The organism is Streptomyces sp. NPDC001843 (assembly GCF_042891955.1).
GTDB lineage: Bacteria > Actinomycetota > Actinomycetes > Streptomycetales > Streptomycetaceae > Streptomyces.
The window spans coordinates 775,225-792,040 of record NZ_JBIATQ010000001.1; the positions used below are offsets into that span (position 1 = coordinate 775,225).

Annotated in this window: 13 protein-coding genes, 3 tRNA genes and 1 pseudogene; 12 read left to right on the forward strand and 5 right to left on the reverse strand. The window is 69.8% G+C overall.

Annotated elements, in window-relative coordinates; genetic code table 11:
- Positions 1-84: 84 nt before the first annotated feature.
- The 5 genes and pseudogenes from ACFYZQ_RS03620 to ACFYZQ_RS03640 all read left to right on the forward strand — a co-directional run bounded on the left by ACFYZQ_RS03620 (position 85) and on the right by ACFYZQ_RS03640 (position 4,580).
- The gene (locus ACFYZQ_RS03620; protein ID WP_389141167.1) at positions 85-744 is read left to right on the forward strand and encodes a response regulator; all 660 of its coding nucleotides are present in this window, start codon (positions 85-87) and stop codon (positions 742-744) included.
- Between the two features lie 319 nt (positions 745-1,063).
- Positions 1,064-1,897, forward strand: coding sequence for an enoyl-CoA hydratase/isomerase family protein (locus ACFYZQ_RS03625; RefSeq protein ID WP_389141169.1), 834 nt, complete (start codon positions 1,064-1,066; stop codon positions 1,895-1,897).
- Between the two features lie 315 nt (positions 1,898-2,212).
- Positions 2,213-2,911, forward strand: coding sequence for an SDR family oxidoreductase (locus tag ACFYZQ_RS03630; protein WP_389141171.1), 699 nt, complete (start codon positions 2,213-2,215; stop codon positions 2,909-2,911).
- 69 nt (positions 2,912-2,980) lie between these two features.
- Positions 2,981-3,207 (forward strand): annotated as a pseudogene (locus ACFYZQ_RS03635) (response regulator transcription factor); the annotation flags it as partial.
- 365 nt (positions 3,208-3,572) lie between these two features.
- The gene (locus tag ACFYZQ_RS03640) at positions 3,573-4,580 is read left to right on the forward strand and encodes an alpha/beta fold hydrolase (protein WP_389141173.1); all 1,008 of its coding nucleotides are present in this window, start codon (positions 3,573-3,575) and stop codon (positions 4,578-4,580) included.
- A gap of 154 nt (positions 4,581-4,734) precedes the next feature.
- Here the strand turns inward: ACFYZQ_RS03640 and ACFYZQ_RS03645 are convergent, their stop codons facing one another.
- Positions 4,735-5,682 (reverse strand): GlxA family transcriptional regulator, encoded by a 948-nt coding sequence (locus tag ACFYZQ_RS03645; protein ID WP_389141175.1) that lies wholly within the window; start codon positions 5,680-5,682, stop codon positions 4,735-4,737.
- Positions 5,683-5,835: 153 nt separating this feature from the next.
- Between ACFYZQ_RS03645 and ACFYZQ_RS03650 the strand changes: the two genes are divergently transcribed.
- Entirely contained in the window at positions 5,836-6,768 is a 933-nt protein-coding gene (locus ACFYZQ_RS03650; protein WP_389141887.1) for an NADP-dependent oxidoreductase, read from the forward strand.
- Between the two features lie 278 nt (positions 6,769-7,046).
- Here ACFYZQ_RS03650 and ACFYZQ_RS03655 read toward each other — a convergent pair whose 3' ends face one another.
- Positions 7,047-7,829 (reverse strand): MBL fold metallo-hydrolase, encoded by a 783-nt coding sequence (locus ACFYZQ_RS03655; RefSeq protein WP_389141177.1) that lies wholly within the window; start codon positions 7,827-7,829, stop codon positions 7,047-7,049.
- 185 nt (positions 7,830-8,014) lie between these two features.
- Here ACFYZQ_RS03655 and ACFYZQ_RS03660 point away from each other — a divergent pair, with 185 nt between their 5' ends.
- Positions 8,015-8,974, forward strand: a complete 960-nt coding sequence (locus ACFYZQ_RS03660; RefSeq protein WP_389141889.1) for a helix-turn-helix domain-containing protein — start codon at positions 8,015-8,017, stop codon at positions 8,972-8,974.
- Positions 8,975-9,130: 156 nt separating this feature from the next.
- A complete protein-coding gene (locus tag ACFYZQ_RS03665) occupies positions 9,131-9,967 on the forward strand; it encodes a hypothetical protein (RefSeq protein WP_389141179.1) in 837 nt (278 codons plus the stop codon).
- A gap of 540 nt (positions 9,968-10,507) precedes the next feature.
- Here ACFYZQ_RS03665 and ACFYZQ_RS03670 read toward each other — a convergent pair.
- From ACFYZQ_RS03670 to ACFYZQ_RS03680, 3 genes are all read right to left on the reverse strand, one after another.
- A tRNA-Ile gene (locus tag ACFYZQ_RS03670) sits at positions 10,508-10,581 on the reverse strand.
- 178 nt (positions 10,582-10,759) lie between these two features.
- A tRNA-Asn gene (locus ACFYZQ_RS03675) sits at positions 10,760-10,832 on the reverse strand.
- Between the two features lie 5 nt (positions 10,833-10,837).
- Positions 10,838-10,910, reverse strand: a tRNA-Asn gene (locus tag ACFYZQ_RS03680).
- A 156-nt stretch (positions 10,911-11,066) separates the two neighbouring features.
- Between ACFYZQ_RS03680 and ACFYZQ_RS03685 the strand changes: the two genes are divergently transcribed.
- The 4 genes from ACFYZQ_RS03685 (at position 11,067) to ACFYZQ_RS03700 (ending at position 16,794) form a co-directional block, all read left to right on the forward strand.
- Positions 11,067-11,375 (forward strand): YtxH domain-containing protein, encoded by a 309-nt coding sequence (locus tag ACFYZQ_RS03685; RefSeq protein WP_389141181.1) that lies wholly within the window; start codon positions 11,067-11,069, stop codon positions 11,373-11,375.
- A gap of 161 nt (positions 11,376-11,536) precedes the next feature.
- Positions 11,537-12,991, forward strand: a complete 1,455-nt coding sequence (locus ACFYZQ_RS03690) for an FGGY-family carbohydrate kinase (protein WP_389141183.1) — start codon at positions 11,537-11,539, stop codon at positions 12,989-12,991.
- 141 nt (positions 12,992-13,132) lie between these two features.
- The gene (locus ACFYZQ_RS03695; RefSeq protein WP_389141185.1) at positions 13,133-14,866 is read left to right on the forward strand and encodes an ABC transporter ATP-binding protein; all 1,734 of its coding nucleotides are present in this window, start codon (positions 13,133-13,135) and stop codon (positions 14,864-14,866) included.
- A complete protein-coding gene (locus tag ACFYZQ_RS03700; protein WP_389141187.1) occupies positions 14,866-16,794 on the forward strand; it encodes an ABC transporter ATP-binding protein in 1,929 nt (642 codons plus the stop codon). Before ACFYZQ_RS03695 ends, ACFYZQ_RS03700 begins: the two co-directional genes overlap by 1 nt.
- Positions 16,795-16,816: the final 22 nt, after the last annotated feature.

Sequence of the window (16,816 nt, forward strand, 5' to 3'; positions counted from 1 at the left end):
CTCCGACCATCCGCATCCGGTGTCCGGGCTCAGGCTGACCGGCGCGTCACGGGAGCGGGGGGCCTTGTCAGGGGGCGGGGCGCCATGACAGAGGCCGGCGTACTGATCTGCGACGCCCAGGAGTTGATGCGGGCCGGCCTGCGCGGCGTAGTGGACAGCCAGGCGGACCTCACGGTGGTCGGCGAGGCCGGGGACGGTGAGACGGCTGTGTCGCAGGCGCTCGCGCTGCGCCCGGACCTCGTCGTGATGGGGGTGCGGATGCCGTGTCTGGACGGCATCTCGGCGACCGTGCAGGTACGCGCGAAGCTGCCCGGGACATACGTACTGGTTCTCAGCGGCTGTGACCGCGACGAGTATGCGTACGCGGCGCTGCGTGCCGGAGCCAGTGGCTTTCTCGTCAAGGACACCTCGGCCGCCGAGATGCTCGTCGCCCTCCGCGGCGTGCTGCGCGGCGACACGATGATCGCCCCGTCGGTGGCACGGCGGCTGATCGACCGGTACGTCACGGGCGCCGTCGCCCCACTCGCCGACGCACGCCTCGACGCGCTGACCGAGCGTGAGCGGGAGGTGCTGTGTCTGGTCGGCCGCGGGCTGAACAACGCGGAGATCGCCGAGAAGCTGTTCGTCGGCGAGACCACGGTCAAGACCCACGTAGCCCGGATCCTCTCAAAACTGCACATCCGTGACCGCATACAGGCCGTCGTCGTGGCCTACGAGAGCGGGCTGGTTCGTCCTGGTGGATGACCCGGTCGGGCGCTGGGGTGGACGCCCGACGACACACCCGGTACCTAGGTTCGGGGCGTGTCGATCATGCGGGAGTTCCTTCGCCGCCCCCGACTCACCGGTGCGGTCGTTCCGAGTTCTCCCGCTCTCGCTCAGGCCATGACCTGCGGACTCGCACTGGACCGCGCCGAAGTCGTCGTGGAGCTTGGGCCCGGCACCGGCGCGATCACCGGGGCGATCGTGAGGCAGCCGGCTCCGCGAGCCGGCCGCGTGCGCCTCCCTGATTTCTCCCTTCCCCATTTCGTCCTCAGGACTTCAGATTTCACCACTGGAGCACACCATGACGCAGCACAGCATGTTCAGCATCGAGACCGTGACACCGGAGATCCGCAAGGTCACCTTCTCCAATCCGCCGGTGAACGTCGTCGGCGCGGACACCGTCACCCAACTGGTCTATGTCGTCAATGAGTTGAGCCGGGACGAGCAGGTTCAGGTCGTCATTTTCGACAGCGGCACGCCCGGATACTTCTACAACCACGCCGATCTCGGCCAGGTGCCGGAACTCCTGGCGCTGAACAGCACCGCCGGGACCCCGACGTGGGTCGACCTGGTCACGAGCCTGACCAGCGCCCCGTTCATCAGCATCGCCTCCATCCGCGGGCGCACGCGGGGCGGCGGGGACGAGATCACGCTGGCCTTCGACCTGCGCTACGCCAGCCGCGAGGAGGCGTTCTTCTGCCAGCCAGAGGTCGCGATCGGCATCGTCCCCGGCGGTGGCGGCAGCGACCGTCTGGCCAGGCTGCTGGGGCGGGACCGCGCGCTCGAAGCGATCCTCACCAGCCAGGACTTCGACGCCGACACTGCCGAGCGGTACGGATGGGTGACCCGGACCGTCGCCGACGCCGAACTCGACGACCTCGTGAGCGGCGTGGCAGCGCGCATCGCCTCCTTCGACAAACAGTCCGTCCTGGCCGCCAAGGCACAGATCAACCGGTCGACCCTGCCGCCGGCGGCCGATCTGCGAGCGTCCTGGGCGGAGTTCGCGGAATCGGTCAACTGGCCGGGATTCCAGGCACGCGTACCGCAGCTCGGAAAGGCCATCGCCGAGATCGGCCTGAAGGAGATCGAGCGAAACCTGGGCCACTACGCCGGCCTGATCAACGACCAGGCATAAGCACCTTTCCACTGCTCGCGATGACGCCCGCTTCGCGTCGCCCTCCCTGCGCACGGAAACCGGCGAGAAGCACGCCGATCACTCCTGCGCCGAAACTGACTCGACACGCGATGAGGGGGGTGACTCGCCGACTCGGCCGACCTGTCGTGCGTCGTGACTTCGTGCAATGAGGAATCGTCCCTTTGCCTGAGCCACGGCGGCTTCTCGTCAGCGGCCGATCGGCGGCCGCCAGCCGGCACATACCGGTCAGCGCGCCGCCCGGGGCGCCCACCCGACCGCCTGACCTTCCCCCACTCAACGCACCAGGGACTTCTCATGGACCTCTCCACCAGCACCGTCCTCGTGACCGGCGCCAACCGCGGCCTGGGCCGCGCACTCGCCGCCGAACTGCTCAGCCGCGGTGCCACCGTCTACGCTGGCGCCCGCAACCCCGACAAGGTCGACCTGCCGGGCGTCAGGCGGATCGCGCTCGACATCACCGACCCCGCCTCCGTCGCCGCCGCAGCCCAGGCTACGGGCGACGTGACAGTCCTGATAAACAACGCCGGTATAGGCACCACCACCGACCTGCTCACCGGCGACCTGGACAACGTCCGCCTGGAGATGGACACCCACTACCTCGGCACCCTGTCGGTGGTCCGCGGCTTCGTGCCCCAGATCGTGGCCAACGGCGGAGGTGCGATCCTGAACATCCTGTCCGTCCTGTCCTGGTTCAGCTTCCCGCAGTCCGGCGCCTACTGTGCCGCCAAGTCCGCGGAGTGGTCGCTCACCAACGCCCTACGCGTGCAACTCGCCGACCAGGGCATCCGGGTAGCCGGACTGCACGTCGGCCCCATGGACACCGACATGATGCGCGAGGTCGACGGGCCCAAGACCGCCCCCGTCGACGTCGCCCGGCTCGCCGTCGACGGCATCGCCGAGGGCTCGTACGAGATCCTCGCAGACGACATCAGCCGCCAGGTCCAGGCCGGACTGGCCGGAGGCGTCGCCGCGCTCTACCCGGAGCTGCCCTGACGGCCAGTCGCCCAGTACTCCACGCCCAGCACGTGCATGCCTGACCGGTATGTCACGGGCGCCGTCGCTCCCGTTGCCGATGCACGCCTCGACGTACTGACCGATAGCGAACGGGAGGTGCTGGGTCTGGTCGGCCTCGGGGCTGAACAACGGGCAGATCGCCGGGAAGTCATTCCTCGGCGAGACCACGGTTCAAGACCCACGTGGCCCGCATCCTCGCCAAACTGCACATCCGCGACCGGCTCCAGGCCGTCGTCCTGGCATACGAGAGCGGACTGGTTCGCGCCCCGGCGGGTGACTCGGTGTCGGCCTGGCGGATGACCGTAACGGGCGCTCAGGATGACGCCCGACGACACGGCCACTCCCTAGTTTCTGGGCATGTCGATCTTGCGGGAGTTCCTTCGCCGCCCCCGGACTACCGGCGTCGTCGCTCCCAGGTCCCGGCTCCCCCGCAGTCGCGCAGGCCATGACCTCCGGTCCGCACCTTGACCGCTCACAGGACCCATCGGACCTCCGGGCTCTACGGCGACGGGCCCGGCCTGCCGAGGTCGCCGGGTCGGCAACGGCTCCACGATCCGCGCGCCCCGCAGACACGCGTACGCGGAGCGCACGACAAGTTCAACGCGCCGGGGGAACCTCCGGCCCGACTCAAGGAATTCGCATGTCCTCAACCAGACGCACCCGTATCTCCCGGCGCACCGCGATGGCGCTGGCCACCATGTCGGTCGTCGCGGCCGTCGCCGCCACGGCACCGAGCATGGCCAACGCCGTGAGCGCAAACTACAGCAGCACCCGGCACGCGGTCACCCAGACGCAGAACGCAGTAAGCGCCAGCACCGCCCCCAACCTGCGCGTCAAGGCCGCAACCGGCGTCACCTACCAGTACCGCCGCTTCGGCCACCCCAGCGCGGGCAGCGTGCCCCTGGTCTTCCTCCAGCACTTCCGCGGCAACCTCGACGGCTGGGACCCCAAGCTCATCGACACCATCGCCGCCAAGCGCGAGGTCATCCTCCTGGACAACGTCGGTGTCGGCGGCTCCACCGGCACCACCCCCAGCACCGACCAGCAGATGGCCCTGGACGCCATCGACTTCATCGACGCCCTCAAGCTGCCCCGCTACGACCTGTTCGGCTTCTCCCTCGGCGGCGAGGTGGCCCAGGAGGTCGCCCTGCGCCGCCCCTGGCAGGTCCGCCGCGTCGTCCTGGCCGCCACCGGCCCCCAGGGCGGAGTGAACCAGCGCGCGTCCGACCCCAACATCCTGCAGCACTCCCTGAAGGACAACCCCGGCCCCGAGGACTACCTCTTCCTGTTCTTCAAGAACACCCCCACCAGCCAGGCCGCGGGAACGGAGTTCCTGCAGCGCCTGGGGCAGCGCACATCCGACCCCGACGCCCCCACCAGCCTCGCCACCCGCGATCACCAGCTCACCGCGTGGTCCGAGTGGGGCATCACCGACAAGTCCAAGCTGGTCCGCCTAAAGTCCCTCTTCCAGCCGGTCCTGGTCGCCGACGGCGAGAGCGACATCCTGATGCCCGCCGAGAACTCCCACCTGCTGGCCAAGTACCTCCCCAACGCCCAGTTGCACATCTACCCGGACGCCGGCCACGGGTTCCTCTACCAGTACGCCGTCAAGTTCGGCACCGAGGTGAACACCTTCCTCGACCGCTGACCGCACATCCGCCGCGAGACCGTCGCCGACGCCTACGCCGACAGGCACGGTGACCGCCGAGCGGCAGCCGTACCCCGCCGGCACGGAGTCCGGCGGGGTACGGCCACACGGCGGCGCGTTGACGCCACCGAGCAGCTCCGTTTCGGGGCCTGACTCATAGGGGACCCGGGCCCGTCGACGCCGTACGGAACGTACGCCGGTATGCCAGCGGGGACACCCCGATCGTCGCGTGCAGATGCTGCCGCAGCGAGGCTCCCGTCGCGAAGCCCACCTCGCCGGCGATCTGGTCCACGGACAGATCGCTGGACTCGAGCAACTGCCGTGCGCGGTGGACCCGTTGCTGGATGAACCAGCGTCCGGGGCTGGTGCCGGTCTCCTCCTGGAAGCGGCGCGCGAAGGTCCGTGCGCTCATCCGCGCGTGCCCGGCCAGATCCGCGAGCGTCAGCGGCTCGTCGAGGCGCTCCAGGGCCCACTGCCGGGTCGCCGCCGTTCCCGCCGAGGACGGGTCGGGGACGGGCTGCTCGATGTACTGCGCCTGCCCGCCCTCCCGCCACGGCGGTACGACGCAGCGCCGCGCCACCCGGTTGGCGAGCTCGCTGCCGTGGTCCTTGCGTACGACGTGGAGGCAGACGTCCAGGCCGGACGCGGCCCCGGCCGAGGTGAGGATGTCGCCGTCGTCCACGAACAGCACCTCGGCGTCCAGCGCGACCTTCGGAAAGAGCCGGCGGAAGGCGTCGGCCAGCACCCAGTGGGTGGTCGCGGGCCGCCCGTCGAGCAGCCCGGCGGCCGCGAGCAGGAAGGCGCCGGTGCAAATGGACACGATCCGCGTGCCCGGCCGGATCCGGGCGACCGCCGCCGCCAGGGGTTCCGGCAGCCGGTCCGAGACGATGGTGTGGTCGAACGGTGGGATGACCACTGTGTCGGCGCTCTCCAGCGCCTCGGGGCCGTGCTCGACGGTCACCGTGAAGTCGGCGCTGGTGCGCACCGGGCGCCCGTCGACGGTGCAGGTGCGCACGTCGTACCGCCCGTCGGCGTAGGCGAAGACCCGGTTCGGGATGCCGAGTTCGAAGGGGTAGACGCCTTCGAGTGCCAGCACGGCCACGCGATGCGGGCGGTGCCCCGGAAGCTGAACAGGATGACGTCGATGAACTTCCTCATGCCCCATGGCCAGATTCTATCGAATACTGGCAATCTTGCCATTGCGGGGTGGTGATCGCTGCCGCAGCCTTGACCCATGACTGATTCGAACGCATCGATGCGCGCGATGGGCCAGGACGTCCACGGCGGCCCCGAAGTACTGAAGGAGATCGAAGTTCCACGGCCGGCGCCCGGCGTCAGCGAGATCCTCGTCGCCGTCCACGCGGCAGGTGTCAACCCCACCGACTGGAAGCACCGGGCCGGCGGCGCATTCATCGGCGAGCCGCCGTTCGTCCTCGGCTGGGACGTCTCCGGAGTCGTCGAGGCGGTCGGCTTCGGCGTCACCCTGTTCAAGCCGGGCGACGAGGTCCTGGGCATGCTGCCCTACCCGCACGGCGCGGGCTCCCACGCCGAGTACGTCACCGCCCCCACCCGGTGCTTCGTGCCCAAGCCCCCCTCCGTCGACCACGTCCAGGCGGCCGCCCTCCCGCTCGCCGCACTCACCGCCTGGCAGGCCCTCGTCGACACCGCCGACGTCCGCCCGGGACAGCGCGTCCTGATCCACGCGGCCGCGGGCGGGGTCGGCCATCTCGCCGTACAGATCGCCAAGGCCCGTGGCGCGTACGTCATCGGCACGGCGAGCGCGGGCAAGCACGCGTTCCTGCGTGAGCTGGGCGCCGACGAAGTGATCGACTACCGGAGCGTCGACTTCACCGAGGCCGTCAGCGACGTGGACGTGGTCCTCGACCCCCTCGCGGGCGAAACCCGTACCCGCTCTCTGGACGTACTGCGCAAGGGCGGAACCCTGGTGTCGCTCCTCGGCGGTGGCACGCCGGAGGAGGCCGAGAAGGCCGCGCAACTCGGTGTGCGGCTCGAGGTGCTGCTCGTGGAGGCTGACCACGCGGGTATGCGCGCCATCGCCGACCTGGCCGGCTCGGGCAGGCTCCGGGCCCACATCGAGGCCACGTTCCCCCTCGCCCGGGCCGCCGAGGCACACGCGCTGGGTGAGACGGGACGTACGACGGGCAAGATCGTCCTCACCGTCCGCTGACCCGGTGACCTCGTCTCCGGCACGGGCGGTGATCCCCTCAAGGGCGCGGTGACGCGGTCGCCGTGGAGACGGGGGGCGTCGTGTCGTTCGAGGGAGATGGCCGACGACGCCATGGCCGCGGCTGGACGAGACCGTGGCCCCCACCGCGCGCCTGGACCTGAGGGGCACCGCCGCCGTCCGTTTCCTGTCGGCCGACAGGAGGTGCGTGGCAGCGACGAAGCCTCTCCTGTGGCGCCGCCGGCCGGCGCGGACCGGGGCGTCGCGGCCCGGGAGACGCGTCAGCTCTTGGGGCCGAACATGTAGGCGTTGGCGACGTCGATGAGGGCGGCGCCCTGGTAGGCGGGGTAGCGCTCGGTGATGGCCTTCTTGTAGGCGTCGCCGTCGTCGCCGAGCAGTTCGCGGCCGGCGTCGACGTACTCCGTGAGCTCGGCCCAGATGGCCGGGGTGGTCGGCTCACCGTGGCCGGGCAGGATGGTGTCGTACTCGGACTGGGCGGCGAAGCGGTCGATGTTGGCCTGCCAGCCGTCGAAGTCCTTGTCCAGGAACCACAGGTGGGTGCGGTTGTAGACGACGTCCTGGGCGACCAGGACCCCCTGCTCGGGCAGCTTGATCACGAGGGTGGTGTGGATCTCGCCGCCGGTGACCTTCTCGAACTCGAAGGGGATGCCGTCGATGACCTCGGTGCCGGGAGTGATGTCCACGGTCGGGGTCATGTCGGCGAGCGGGATCGGGGCGCCGGTGGGCAGGTCGGTCTTGGCGCCCGTGGCGACGATCTCCGCGGTGGTCTCCGGCAGCGCGTGCACGGGAACGCCGAAGCGGGCCGCGCCCTGGTAGTGGTCGGGGTGCGCATGGCTGACCACAAGGCGGTCGAGCGGCTTGCCGAGGCTCTTGGCGTAGGCGACGACCTCGTCGGCATAGGCGAGGACGAACTGCGCGTCGACCGCGATGATCCGCGACGGCGTCTCGATCAGCTGGGTGGTGACGTCCAGCCCGTCCTCGGGCGCGCTGTAGCTGTGGATACGGATCGGTCCCTTGTCGATGACGGTGAGGGTTCCGTGCATGGCTCTGCTCCTGTCGACGTGGGTGAGGAGATGGCGAAAGGAGCGGATCGTGGGTGGTCGGCTCACGACCGACCATGGACCGCAACGGACAACGGCTGACTTCCGCGCCTTGGGCTTGCCGCCCCTGGAACGACTCCATACTGCGACGGAACCCGACAGTCGGCGAGGTACGCTGCGGTCTCGTGATGGTCCACAGGCGACAAGCGCCGCAGCAGCCCGGTCGGCGGGAGACGGGACTGCCGAAGGTGGTCTTCCAGCCCCCGGCCGGAACCCCGGCGGGCCTGGAGGTGATGACCCTGGCCGACTTCCGCGACCGCACCCGTGACTGGCCCTGGCACATCGCCACACCGCACCGACAGGACTTCCACGCCCTGCTGCTGGTCGCCTCCGGCACCCTGCGCCACCGGGTCGACTTCACGGGATACGTACTGCCGCCCGGCTCCTGGCTGTGGATCCGGCCCGGCCAGGTGCACCAGTGGCAGAATCCCGACCAGGCCGAAGCCATCATGATCCTCTTCCAGGAGGACTTCGTGGCCCCCGAGACCGCCGAACTGGCCGGCCTCGGCGTCACCACTGCCCCGATGCCCTTGTGCAGCCCCGATCCTTCGGAGGCCCCCGTTCTGGCGGCTGCGGCCGAACAACTGGCCGCGGAATTCGCCCAGTCGGACCGCCATCCGCCGCCGGTGCACACCGCGCTGCTGCACCGCCTGCTCGACGTCGTACTCCTGCGCCTCGCCCACCTGCAGCAGCACGGCCAGGGCGCGGAATCCGCCCCCGAGCCCTTCCTCCGCTTCCGCGACGCCGTCGAACGAGACCTCTCCCGCACCCATCGCATCGACGACTACGCCCGCGCACTCGGCTACTCCACCCGCACCCTCACCCGCGCCACCCAGACCGCGGCGGGCCTCAGCGCCAAGGACTACCTCGACCAGCGCCTCACCCTGGAGGCCAAGCGCCTCCTCGCCCACGGCACCGAACCCGCCGCCACCATCGCAGCCCACCTCGGCTTCACCAGCGCCACCCACTTCGGCAAGTTCTTCCAACGCCACACCGGCCGCACCCCCCTCGCCTTCCGCGCCTCCCAACGCGCGTTGCCGCCGAGCCGTCGTCCTGACACGTTGCCCGGTCCGGTGGCGGGAGCGTGAGGCGGGGATCGTCTTCGACGCCGCCGGTGCCGCCGAAGGTCTCGACCGCGGCCGACTCGGCTAGTGAGAGTGATTGGCTGTTGGCGGGGCCACCCGGCGCCGGGGGGTGTTCGGCGGTTTGGGTAGGTTGGTGGCCACCGCCCCAGGAGATGCCCCGTGCCCGACCGCCCCAGCGTTCTGTTCGTGACCGATCTCGCCTACGAGGCCCGGGGACGGCGCTACTGCGACGAGGACATCTTCCTGTCGTCGCGGCTGCGGAACGACTTCGACGTCGCCTTGTGCCATCCGCTGGACGCCGCCGCTCTGATGGATGCCTTTGACGCGGTCGTGGTCCGTAACAGCGGCCCGGTGCTGCACTACCAGAAGGAGTACGACGCCTTCCGCGACCAGGCCGCAGCGCGCGGCGCCCGGGTCTACAACCCGCTGTCCGGCCGGGCCGACATGGCCGGCAAGCAATACCTGCTGGACCTGACCGCGGCCGAATACCCGGTCATCCCCACTGTCGACCGGCCCCAGGACCTCAACCGCCTGCCCGAGGTCGACCAGTATGCGGTCAAGCCGAAGGCCGGGGCGGACTCCATCGGCCTCAGCTTCGTGCCTCGGGAGCAACTGGCCGGCCTCGCCTATGGGGACATCCTGGTCCAGCCTCGGATCGATTTCCGCTACGAGGTGTCGTTCTACTACGTCGACGATGCCTTCCAGTACGCCCTGCACGCCCCCGACCCCGAACGGCGCTGGGTCCTTGAGCCCTACCAGCCCACCGAAGCCGATCTCGACTTCGCCCGCCGCTTCATCGACTGGAACACCCTCGACCACGGCATCCAGCGCGTGGACGCCTGCCGCACCCAGGAGGGTGACCTGCTCTTGGTCGAGCTGGAAGACCTCAACCCCTACCTGTCACTCGACCACCTCGACGACCCGACCCGCGACATGTTCGTCACCAGCATGACGACCTCCCTCCACCGGTTCCTGGGAACCCCACCCCGCCCCTGAACCGGCAGGCCGCCGGTCACCTCGGAGCCGTGAGCCCGACGACGTTCCGCTGTCCGCCCCTGGCACGGCGATCACTCGGAGCCGTACCAGCGAAGCGGATGCGCTGACCGGGTGCCCGGCGGCGGCTGCCGCGTTCATCAGATGCTGGTCGGCACGGCTCGGTGCGGTTCGTGGCATGAGGGAACGCCACGGATCCAGGCGGCCACGACTCGGCGGAAGACGCGGGGGTCGAGTGACCCGGTAACGCGGCCAGCCCGGAGAGCACCTGTGTTCCAGCCGCTCGGCGCCCATTCGTGCACTGCGGCATGGCCGGGATCGTTGACCGGTGCCGTCGCGGTGACCGCACAGAGACGCTGCCAACTCGTCGGCACCAACCCTGATCACCAGCATCGCCGCAGGTCAGCGCGGCGTCTGATCGGCGAGGGAGTAGGTGTCTCATCCGCTTCGAAGTCGCGAGCAGCGGATTGGGTCCGTGCAGGCAAAGTTGACGATCCGACAGGACAAAATGAACGTTTCCGCAGGTCGGGGACCTGCACTGGGTGGGGCGGGTGGGACTCGAACCCACGGCCGACGGATTATGAGTCCGCTGCTCTAACCGGCTGAGCTACCGCCCCATAGCGGCGTGTCGCGTACATGTGTGCGCGCCGTCTGCCGCAGCATAGCCGGTCATACGATCTCCTGCTTCGGCTGGTCGGCTTGCCGCGGCCCTTCATGACCTTGAGGACTCAGGCGTGGCCGCCGCGGTTCCCCCGGACATGAAAAAGGACCCCACAGGGGTCCTCGTTCAGCATGCTCCCCCGACTGGACTCGAACCAGTAACCTGCCGGTTAACAGCCGGCTGCTCTGCCAATTGAGCTACGGAGGACCGAGCTCCCCCGACTGGACTCGAACCAGTAACCTGCCGGTTAACAGCCGGCTGCTCTGCCAATTGAGCTACGGAGGAATGCCTCGTTGCATCGAACGTACCTCCCTGGGTATTCGCCAGGGGGCGCCCGCTCGCTGCGACACATACATTAGCGCAAGCAGGGGGGTGCTCCGCCAATCGGTACTCCCGGCGCCGAAGCCGCACGAGAAGCTACGCATCGGAAGGGTGGTCGTCATGCGCTACCGGCTGACGTTCGTCGCCGGCCTCGCCCTGGGTTACGTCCTGGGCACGAGGGCCGGACGCGAGCGCTACGAGACGCTGAAGAAGTCCGCCAGGCAGATCGCCCAGAACCCCGCCGTCCGCAACACCGCGGAGACCGCCGCGCAGCAGGGACGGCAGTTCGCGGGCAAGGCCCTGCACACGGTCAGCGACAAGGTCGGCGACCGCGTCCCGGAGTCGGTCGCCCACCGCGTCCGCTCCCTCCGCCACCACAACGGCCACGGCGGCGGCGAGGACGACTGGGGCACCAGCGGCAACCCGTAGCACGACGCACTTTTCGGCGCCGCTGATCCCCGCCCCGCCAGGGGAGCGGGGAACCGCGCGATCAACCACAGACGGCCCGCACCCGCGGAACCACAGCGGCCCCCACGGCGATAACGCGCCCACGGCCAAAGCAAGCGCCGCGCTACGGCAGAATTTGAGGCATGGGGATAGTCGCCGGGTTGGACAGCTCGCCCGATTTCACTCGCATCGTCGTCTGTGACACGGACACGGGGGCCGTGCTGAGGCAGGGCTACGCGCCGCACCCGGTGGACGCGCCGGAAGGCGGCCCCCGGCCGAGTGACGTCGATCCGCAGGCCTGGCTGCTGTCCCTGGGAGAGGCCGCGGGCGGTGGGCTGCTCGAGGGCGTGCAGGCCATCGGCGTGTCCGCCCAGCAGAACGCGCTGGTCCCCCTGGACGCCCAGGGGGCCACCGTGCGCCCGGCGCTGGTCGGCGGTGACAAGCGGGCGCAGGTCGCGGCGGCCGATCTGGTCGACGCGCTCGGCGGGCGCGAGGCGTGGGCGCAGGCGGTGGGGTGCGTTCCGCAGGCCGCGCAGCCCGTGACCAAGCTCCGCTGGCTCGCCAAGACGGAGCCGGAGAACGCCCGGCGGACCGCCGTACTGCTGCAGGCGCACGACTGGCTGGTGTGGCAGCTGCTCGGGCGGCCTGTGAGGAGGACCACCGACCGGGGCGGGGCCTCGGGCACCGGGTACTGGTCCGCGGCCACCGGCGGCTACCGTCCCGACCTGGTCGAGCTGGCGCTCGGCCACCAGGCGATGCTGCCGGAGGTGATCGGCCCGTCCTCCGCGGCCGGTACGACCCCGGAGGGGCTGCTGATCTCGGCCGGGACCGGCGAGACGATGGCCGCCGCCTTCGGGCTGGGCCTGGGTCTCGGGGACGCCGTGGTCTCCCTCGGGGCCTCCGGTTCGGTGATGGCCGTGCACCCCGAGGCGCTCGTCGACCAGAGCGGGATGATCACCGCGCTCGCCGACGCCACCGGTATGCACCTGCCGGTCGTCACCACCCTGAACGCGGTGCGGACCCTGCGCGGCACCGCGGAACTCCTCGGTCTGTCCGATCTGGAGAGCCTGTCCGACCTGGCGATGAAGTCGACACCGGGATCCCACGGGCTGGTGCTCCTGCCCTATCTGGAGGGCGAGCGGACTCCCAACCTCCCCCACACCGCCGGCACGCTGGCCGGGCTGCGGCGGGAGTCGATGAAGCCCGAGCACCTGGCGCGGGCCGCGTTCGAGGGCATGCTGTGCGGGCTGGCGGACGCGCTGGACGTGCTGCGCGGCCGGGGCGTGGACGTACGGCGGGTCTTCCTGCTCGGATCGGCCGCCGATCTGCCCGCCGTGCAGGCCGCCGCGCCCTCCCTGTTCGGCGCGCAGGTCGTCGTACCGCAGCCCGCCGACTACGCGGCGATCGGCGCCGCCCGGCAGGCCGCCTGGGCGCTCGGCGTCTCGCAGGGCACCCTCGACCCGCGCACCCCGCCGGCCTGGCAGGGCGCGGCGGCGCAGGTGCTGGAGCCCGGTGAGGAGCTGGCGGTGGGACAGGCCGTGCGGCAGCAGTTCGTGTCGGTGCGGGAGCAGACCCATCCCGGGGCGTTTCGCCCGTAACTAACCGAAAACCAGACAGATCTGTAAGGCAGCCAGAGCCCCGCCGATGGCTTAATCGGTTGAGGTAACGCGGGTGGAGTGTTCGACGATAGGGGCCAAGGGCAACCGAACGCCCCCTTCGCCGACTCCGAGAGACCTAGCGTGCTCATACGACTTCTTCGGGCCTGTCTCAGGCCTTACAAGAAACCCATAGCCGTACTGGTGCTGCTGCAGTTCCTGCAGACCTGCGCCACCCTCTACCTGCCCACCCTGAACGCCGACATCATCGACAAGGGTGTCGTGAAGGGCGACACCGGTTACATCCTCTCCTTCGGCGCCCTGATGGTCGGCATCTCGCTGGCGCAGGTCGTGTGCAACACGGGGGCCGTGTACTACGGTGCCCGGACCGCGGCGGCGCTCGGCCGGGACGTACGGGCCGCCGTCTTCGACCGTGTGCAGTCGTTCTCCGCCCGTGAGGTGGGCCACTTCGGCGCCCCCTCCCTCATCACCCGTACGACGAACGACGTACAGCAGGTCCAGATGCTGGTCCTGATGACGTTCACCCTGATGGTGTCGGCGCCCATCATGTGTGTCGGCGGCATCGTGCTCGCGCTCGGGCTGGACGTTCCGCTGTCCGGGGTGCTGGTGGCGGTCGTCCCGGTGCTGGGCATCAGCGTCACGCTGATCGTGCGGCGGCTGCGCCCGCTGTTCCGGTCCATGCAGGTGCGGCTGGACACGGTGAACCGGGTGCTGCGCGAGCAGATCACCGGCAACCGGGTGATCCGTGCGTTCGTCCGGGACGAGTACGAGGAAGGCCGCTTCCGGAAGGCGAACGGCGATCTCACCGAGATGCAGCTCGCCACCGGTCGGATGCTCGCCCTGATGTTCCCGATCGTGATGACGGTCGTCAACGTGTCGTCGATCGCGGTCGTGTGGTTCGGCGCGCACCGCATCGACAGCGGCGAAATGGCGATCGGCGACCTGACGGCGTTCCTCGCCTATCTGATGCAGATCGTCATGTCCGTGATGATGGCCACCTTCATGTTCATGATGGTGCCGCGCGCGGAGGTGTGCGCCGAGCGCATCCAGGAGGTCCTGGACACCGACTCCAGCCTGGTTCCGCCGTCGGCGCCCGTCGTGGAGCTGCGCCGGCACGGGCACCTGGAGATCCGTGGGGCGGGCTTCCGCTATCCGGGTGCCGAGGAGCCGGTGCTGAAGGCGGTCGGGCTGGTGGCCCGCCCGGGCGAGGTCACCGCCGTGATCGGCTCCACCGGCAGCGGCAAGTCGACGCTGCTCGGGCTGGTCCCGCGGCTGTTCGACGCCACCGAGGGCGAGGTGCTCGTGGACGGTGTGAGCGTTCAGGAACTCGACCCGAAGCTGCTGGCGAGGACGGTGGGCATGGTGCCGCAGAAGCCGTATCTCTTCGCGGGCACGGTGGCCACCAACCTGCGCTACGGCAACCCGGACGCCACCGACGAGGAACTGTGGCACGCGCTGGAGGTCGCGCAGGCCAAGGATTTCGTGTCGAAGCTGGAGGGCGGGCTGAACGCGCCCATCGCGCAGGGCGGTACGAACGTCTCCGGCGGCCAGCGCCAGCGCCTCGCCATCGCCCGCACCCTCGTGCAGCGCCCGGAGATCTACCTCTTCGACGACTCCTTCTCCGCGCTCGACTACGCCACCGACGCGGCGCTGCGCAAGGCGCTGTCCCGGGAGACCGCCGAGGCGACCGTGGTGATCGTCGCCCAGCGCGTGGCGACCATCCGGGACGCCGACCGGATCGTGGTCCTGGACGAGGGCCGGGTGGTCGGCACGGGCCGGCACCACGAGCTCATGGCGGACAACGACACCTACCGGGAGATCGTGCTCTCCCAGCTGACGGAAGCGGAGGCCGCCTGATGGCAGGGCCCATGGGACGCATGATGGCCGGGGGCGGACCCGACCAGCGCTCGATGGACTTCAAGGGGTCGGGCAAACGGCTCGTCGCCCGGTTCCGGCCCGAACGGCTCACCATCTACGCGCTGCTGCTGTGCGTCGTCGTCAGCGTCGGGCTCAGCGTGGTCGGCCCCAAGATCCTCGGCAGGGCCACCGACCTGGTCTTCGCGGGCATCATCGGACGGCAGATGCCGGCCGGGGCCACCAAGGAGCAGGTGCTCGACTCCATGCGCGCGCGGGGCCAGGGCTCCGTCGCGGACATGCTGAAGGGCACCGACTTCACCCCGGGCAAGGGCATCGACTTCGACGCCGTCGGGAACGTCCTGCTGCTCGCGCTCGGTACGTTCCTCGTCGCCGGTCTGCTGATGGCGGTGGCGACCCGGCTGGTGAACCGGGCCGTCAACCGCACGATGTACCGGATGCGCGAGGACGTGCAGACGAAGCTGTCCCGGCTGCCGCTGTCGTACTTCGACAAGCGGCAGCGCGGCGAGGTGCTCTCCCGCGCCACCAACGACATCGACAACATCGGCCAGACGCTCCAGCAGTCGATGGGCCAGCTCATCAACTCGCTGCTGACCATCATCGGCGTGCTCGTGATGATGTTCTGGGTGTCCTGGCTGCTCGCGCTCGTCGCGCTGGTCACCGTGCCGCTGTCGTTCCTCGTCGCCACCCGGGTCGGCAAGCGGTCGCAGCCGCACTTCGTGCAGCAGTGGCGCTCCACCGGCAAGCTGAACGCGCACATCGAGGAGATGTACACCGGGCACACCCTGGTGAAGGTGTTCGGGCGGCAGGACGAGTCGGCGCAGCAGTTCGCCGAGCACAACGAGGCGCTGTACGAGGCCTCGTTCAAGGCGCAGTTCAACAGCGGCGTCATGCAGCCGCTGATGATGTTCGTGTCGAACCTGAACTACGTGCTGGTGGCGGTCGTCGGCGGTCTGCGGGTCGCGTCCGGCGCGCTGTCCATCGGTGACGTGCAGGCCTTCATCCAGTACTCCCGGCAGTTCTCGATGCCGCTGACCCAGGTCGCCTCGATGGCCAACCTGGTGCAGTCGGGTGTCGCCTCGGCCGAGCGGATCTTCGAACTCCTGGACGCGGAGGAGCAGGAGCCGGATCCGGTGGCGGTGGAGAAGCCCGAGGAGCTGCGGGGGCGGGTGGCGCTGGAGAACGTGTCGTTCCGGTACGACCCCGAGAAGCCGCTGATCGAGGACCTGTCCCTGAAGGTGGAGCCCGGGCAGACGGTCGCGATCGTCGGCCCGACCGGAGCGGGCAAGACCACCCTGGTCAACCTGCTCATGCGGTTCTACGACGTCACCGGCGGGCGCATCACCCTGGACGGTGTGGACATCCGGAAGATGTCCCGGGACGACCTGCGGGCCGGGATCGGCATGGTGCTGCAGGACACCTGGCTGTTCGGCGGCACCATCGCGGAGAACATCGCGTACGGGGCCGCGCGGGAGGTCACCCGCGGGGAGATCGAGGAGGCGGCGCGGGCGGCCCACGCGGACCGGTTCATCCGTACCCTCCCCGACGGCTACGACACCGTGATCGACGACGAGGGCAGCGGGGTCAGCGCCGGTGAGAAGCAGCTCATCACCATCGCGCGGGCGTTCCTGTCCGACCCGGTGATCCTGGTGCTCGACGAGGCGACGAGCTCCGTCGACACCCGCACCGAGGTGCTGATCCAGAAGGCCATGGCCAAGCTGGCGCACGGCAGGACGTCCTTCGTGATCGCGCACCGGCTGTCGACCATCCGGGACGCGGACACGATCCTCGTGATGGAGAACGGCTCGATCGTCGAACAGGGCGCGCACACGGAGCTGCTCGCCGCGGACGGTGCCTACGCGCGGCTGTACAAGGCGCAGTTCGCACAGGCGGTGGCCGAGGTCGACTGAGTGCTCCGGGGGCCGCCCGCAC

Excerpts from the sequence above, each read along its gene's own strand:
- ACFYZQ_RS03620 (WP_389141167.1), top strand. The coding sequence starts at position 85 with ATGACAGAGGCCGGCGTACTGATCTGCGACGCCCAGGAGTTGATGCGG.
- ACFYZQ_RS03625 (WP_389141169.1), top strand. The coding sequence starts at position 1,064 with ATGACGCAGCACAGCATGTTCAGCATCGAGACCGTGACACCGGAGATC.
- ACFYZQ_RS03630 (WP_389141171.1), top strand. The coding sequence starts at position 2,213 with ATGGACCTCTCCACCAGCACCGTCCTCGTGACCGGCGCCAACCGCGGC.
- ACFYZQ_RS03640 (WP_389141173.1), top strand. The coding sequence starts at position 3,573 with ATGTCCTCAACCAGACGCACCCGTATCTCCCGGCGCACCGCGATGGCG.
- ACFYZQ_RS03650 (WP_389141887.1), top strand. The coding sequence starts at position 5,836 with ATGCGCGCGATGGGCCAGGACGTCCACGGCGGCCCCGAAGTACTGAAG.
- ACFYZQ_RS03655 (WP_389141177.1), bottom strand. The coding sequence starts at position 7,829 with ATGCACGGAACCCTCACCGTCATCGACAAGGGACCGATCCGTATCCAC.
- ACFYZQ_RS03660 (WP_389141889.1), top strand. The coding sequence starts at position 8,015 with ATGGTCCACAGGCGACAAGCGCCGCAGCAGCCCGGTCGGCGGGAGACG.
- ACFYZQ_RS03685 (WP_389141181.1), top strand. The coding sequence starts at position 11,067 with ATGCGCTACCGGCTGACGTTCGTCGCCGGCCTCGCCCTGGGTTACGTC.
- ACFYZQ_RS03690 (WP_389141183.1), top strand. The coding sequence starts at position 11,537 with ATGGGGATAGTCGCCGGGTTGGACAGCTCGCCCGATTTCACTCGCATC.
- ACFYZQ_RS03700 (WP_389141187.1), top strand. The coding sequence starts at position 14,866 with ATGGCAGGGCCCATGGGACGCATGATGGCCGGGGGCGGACCCGACCAG.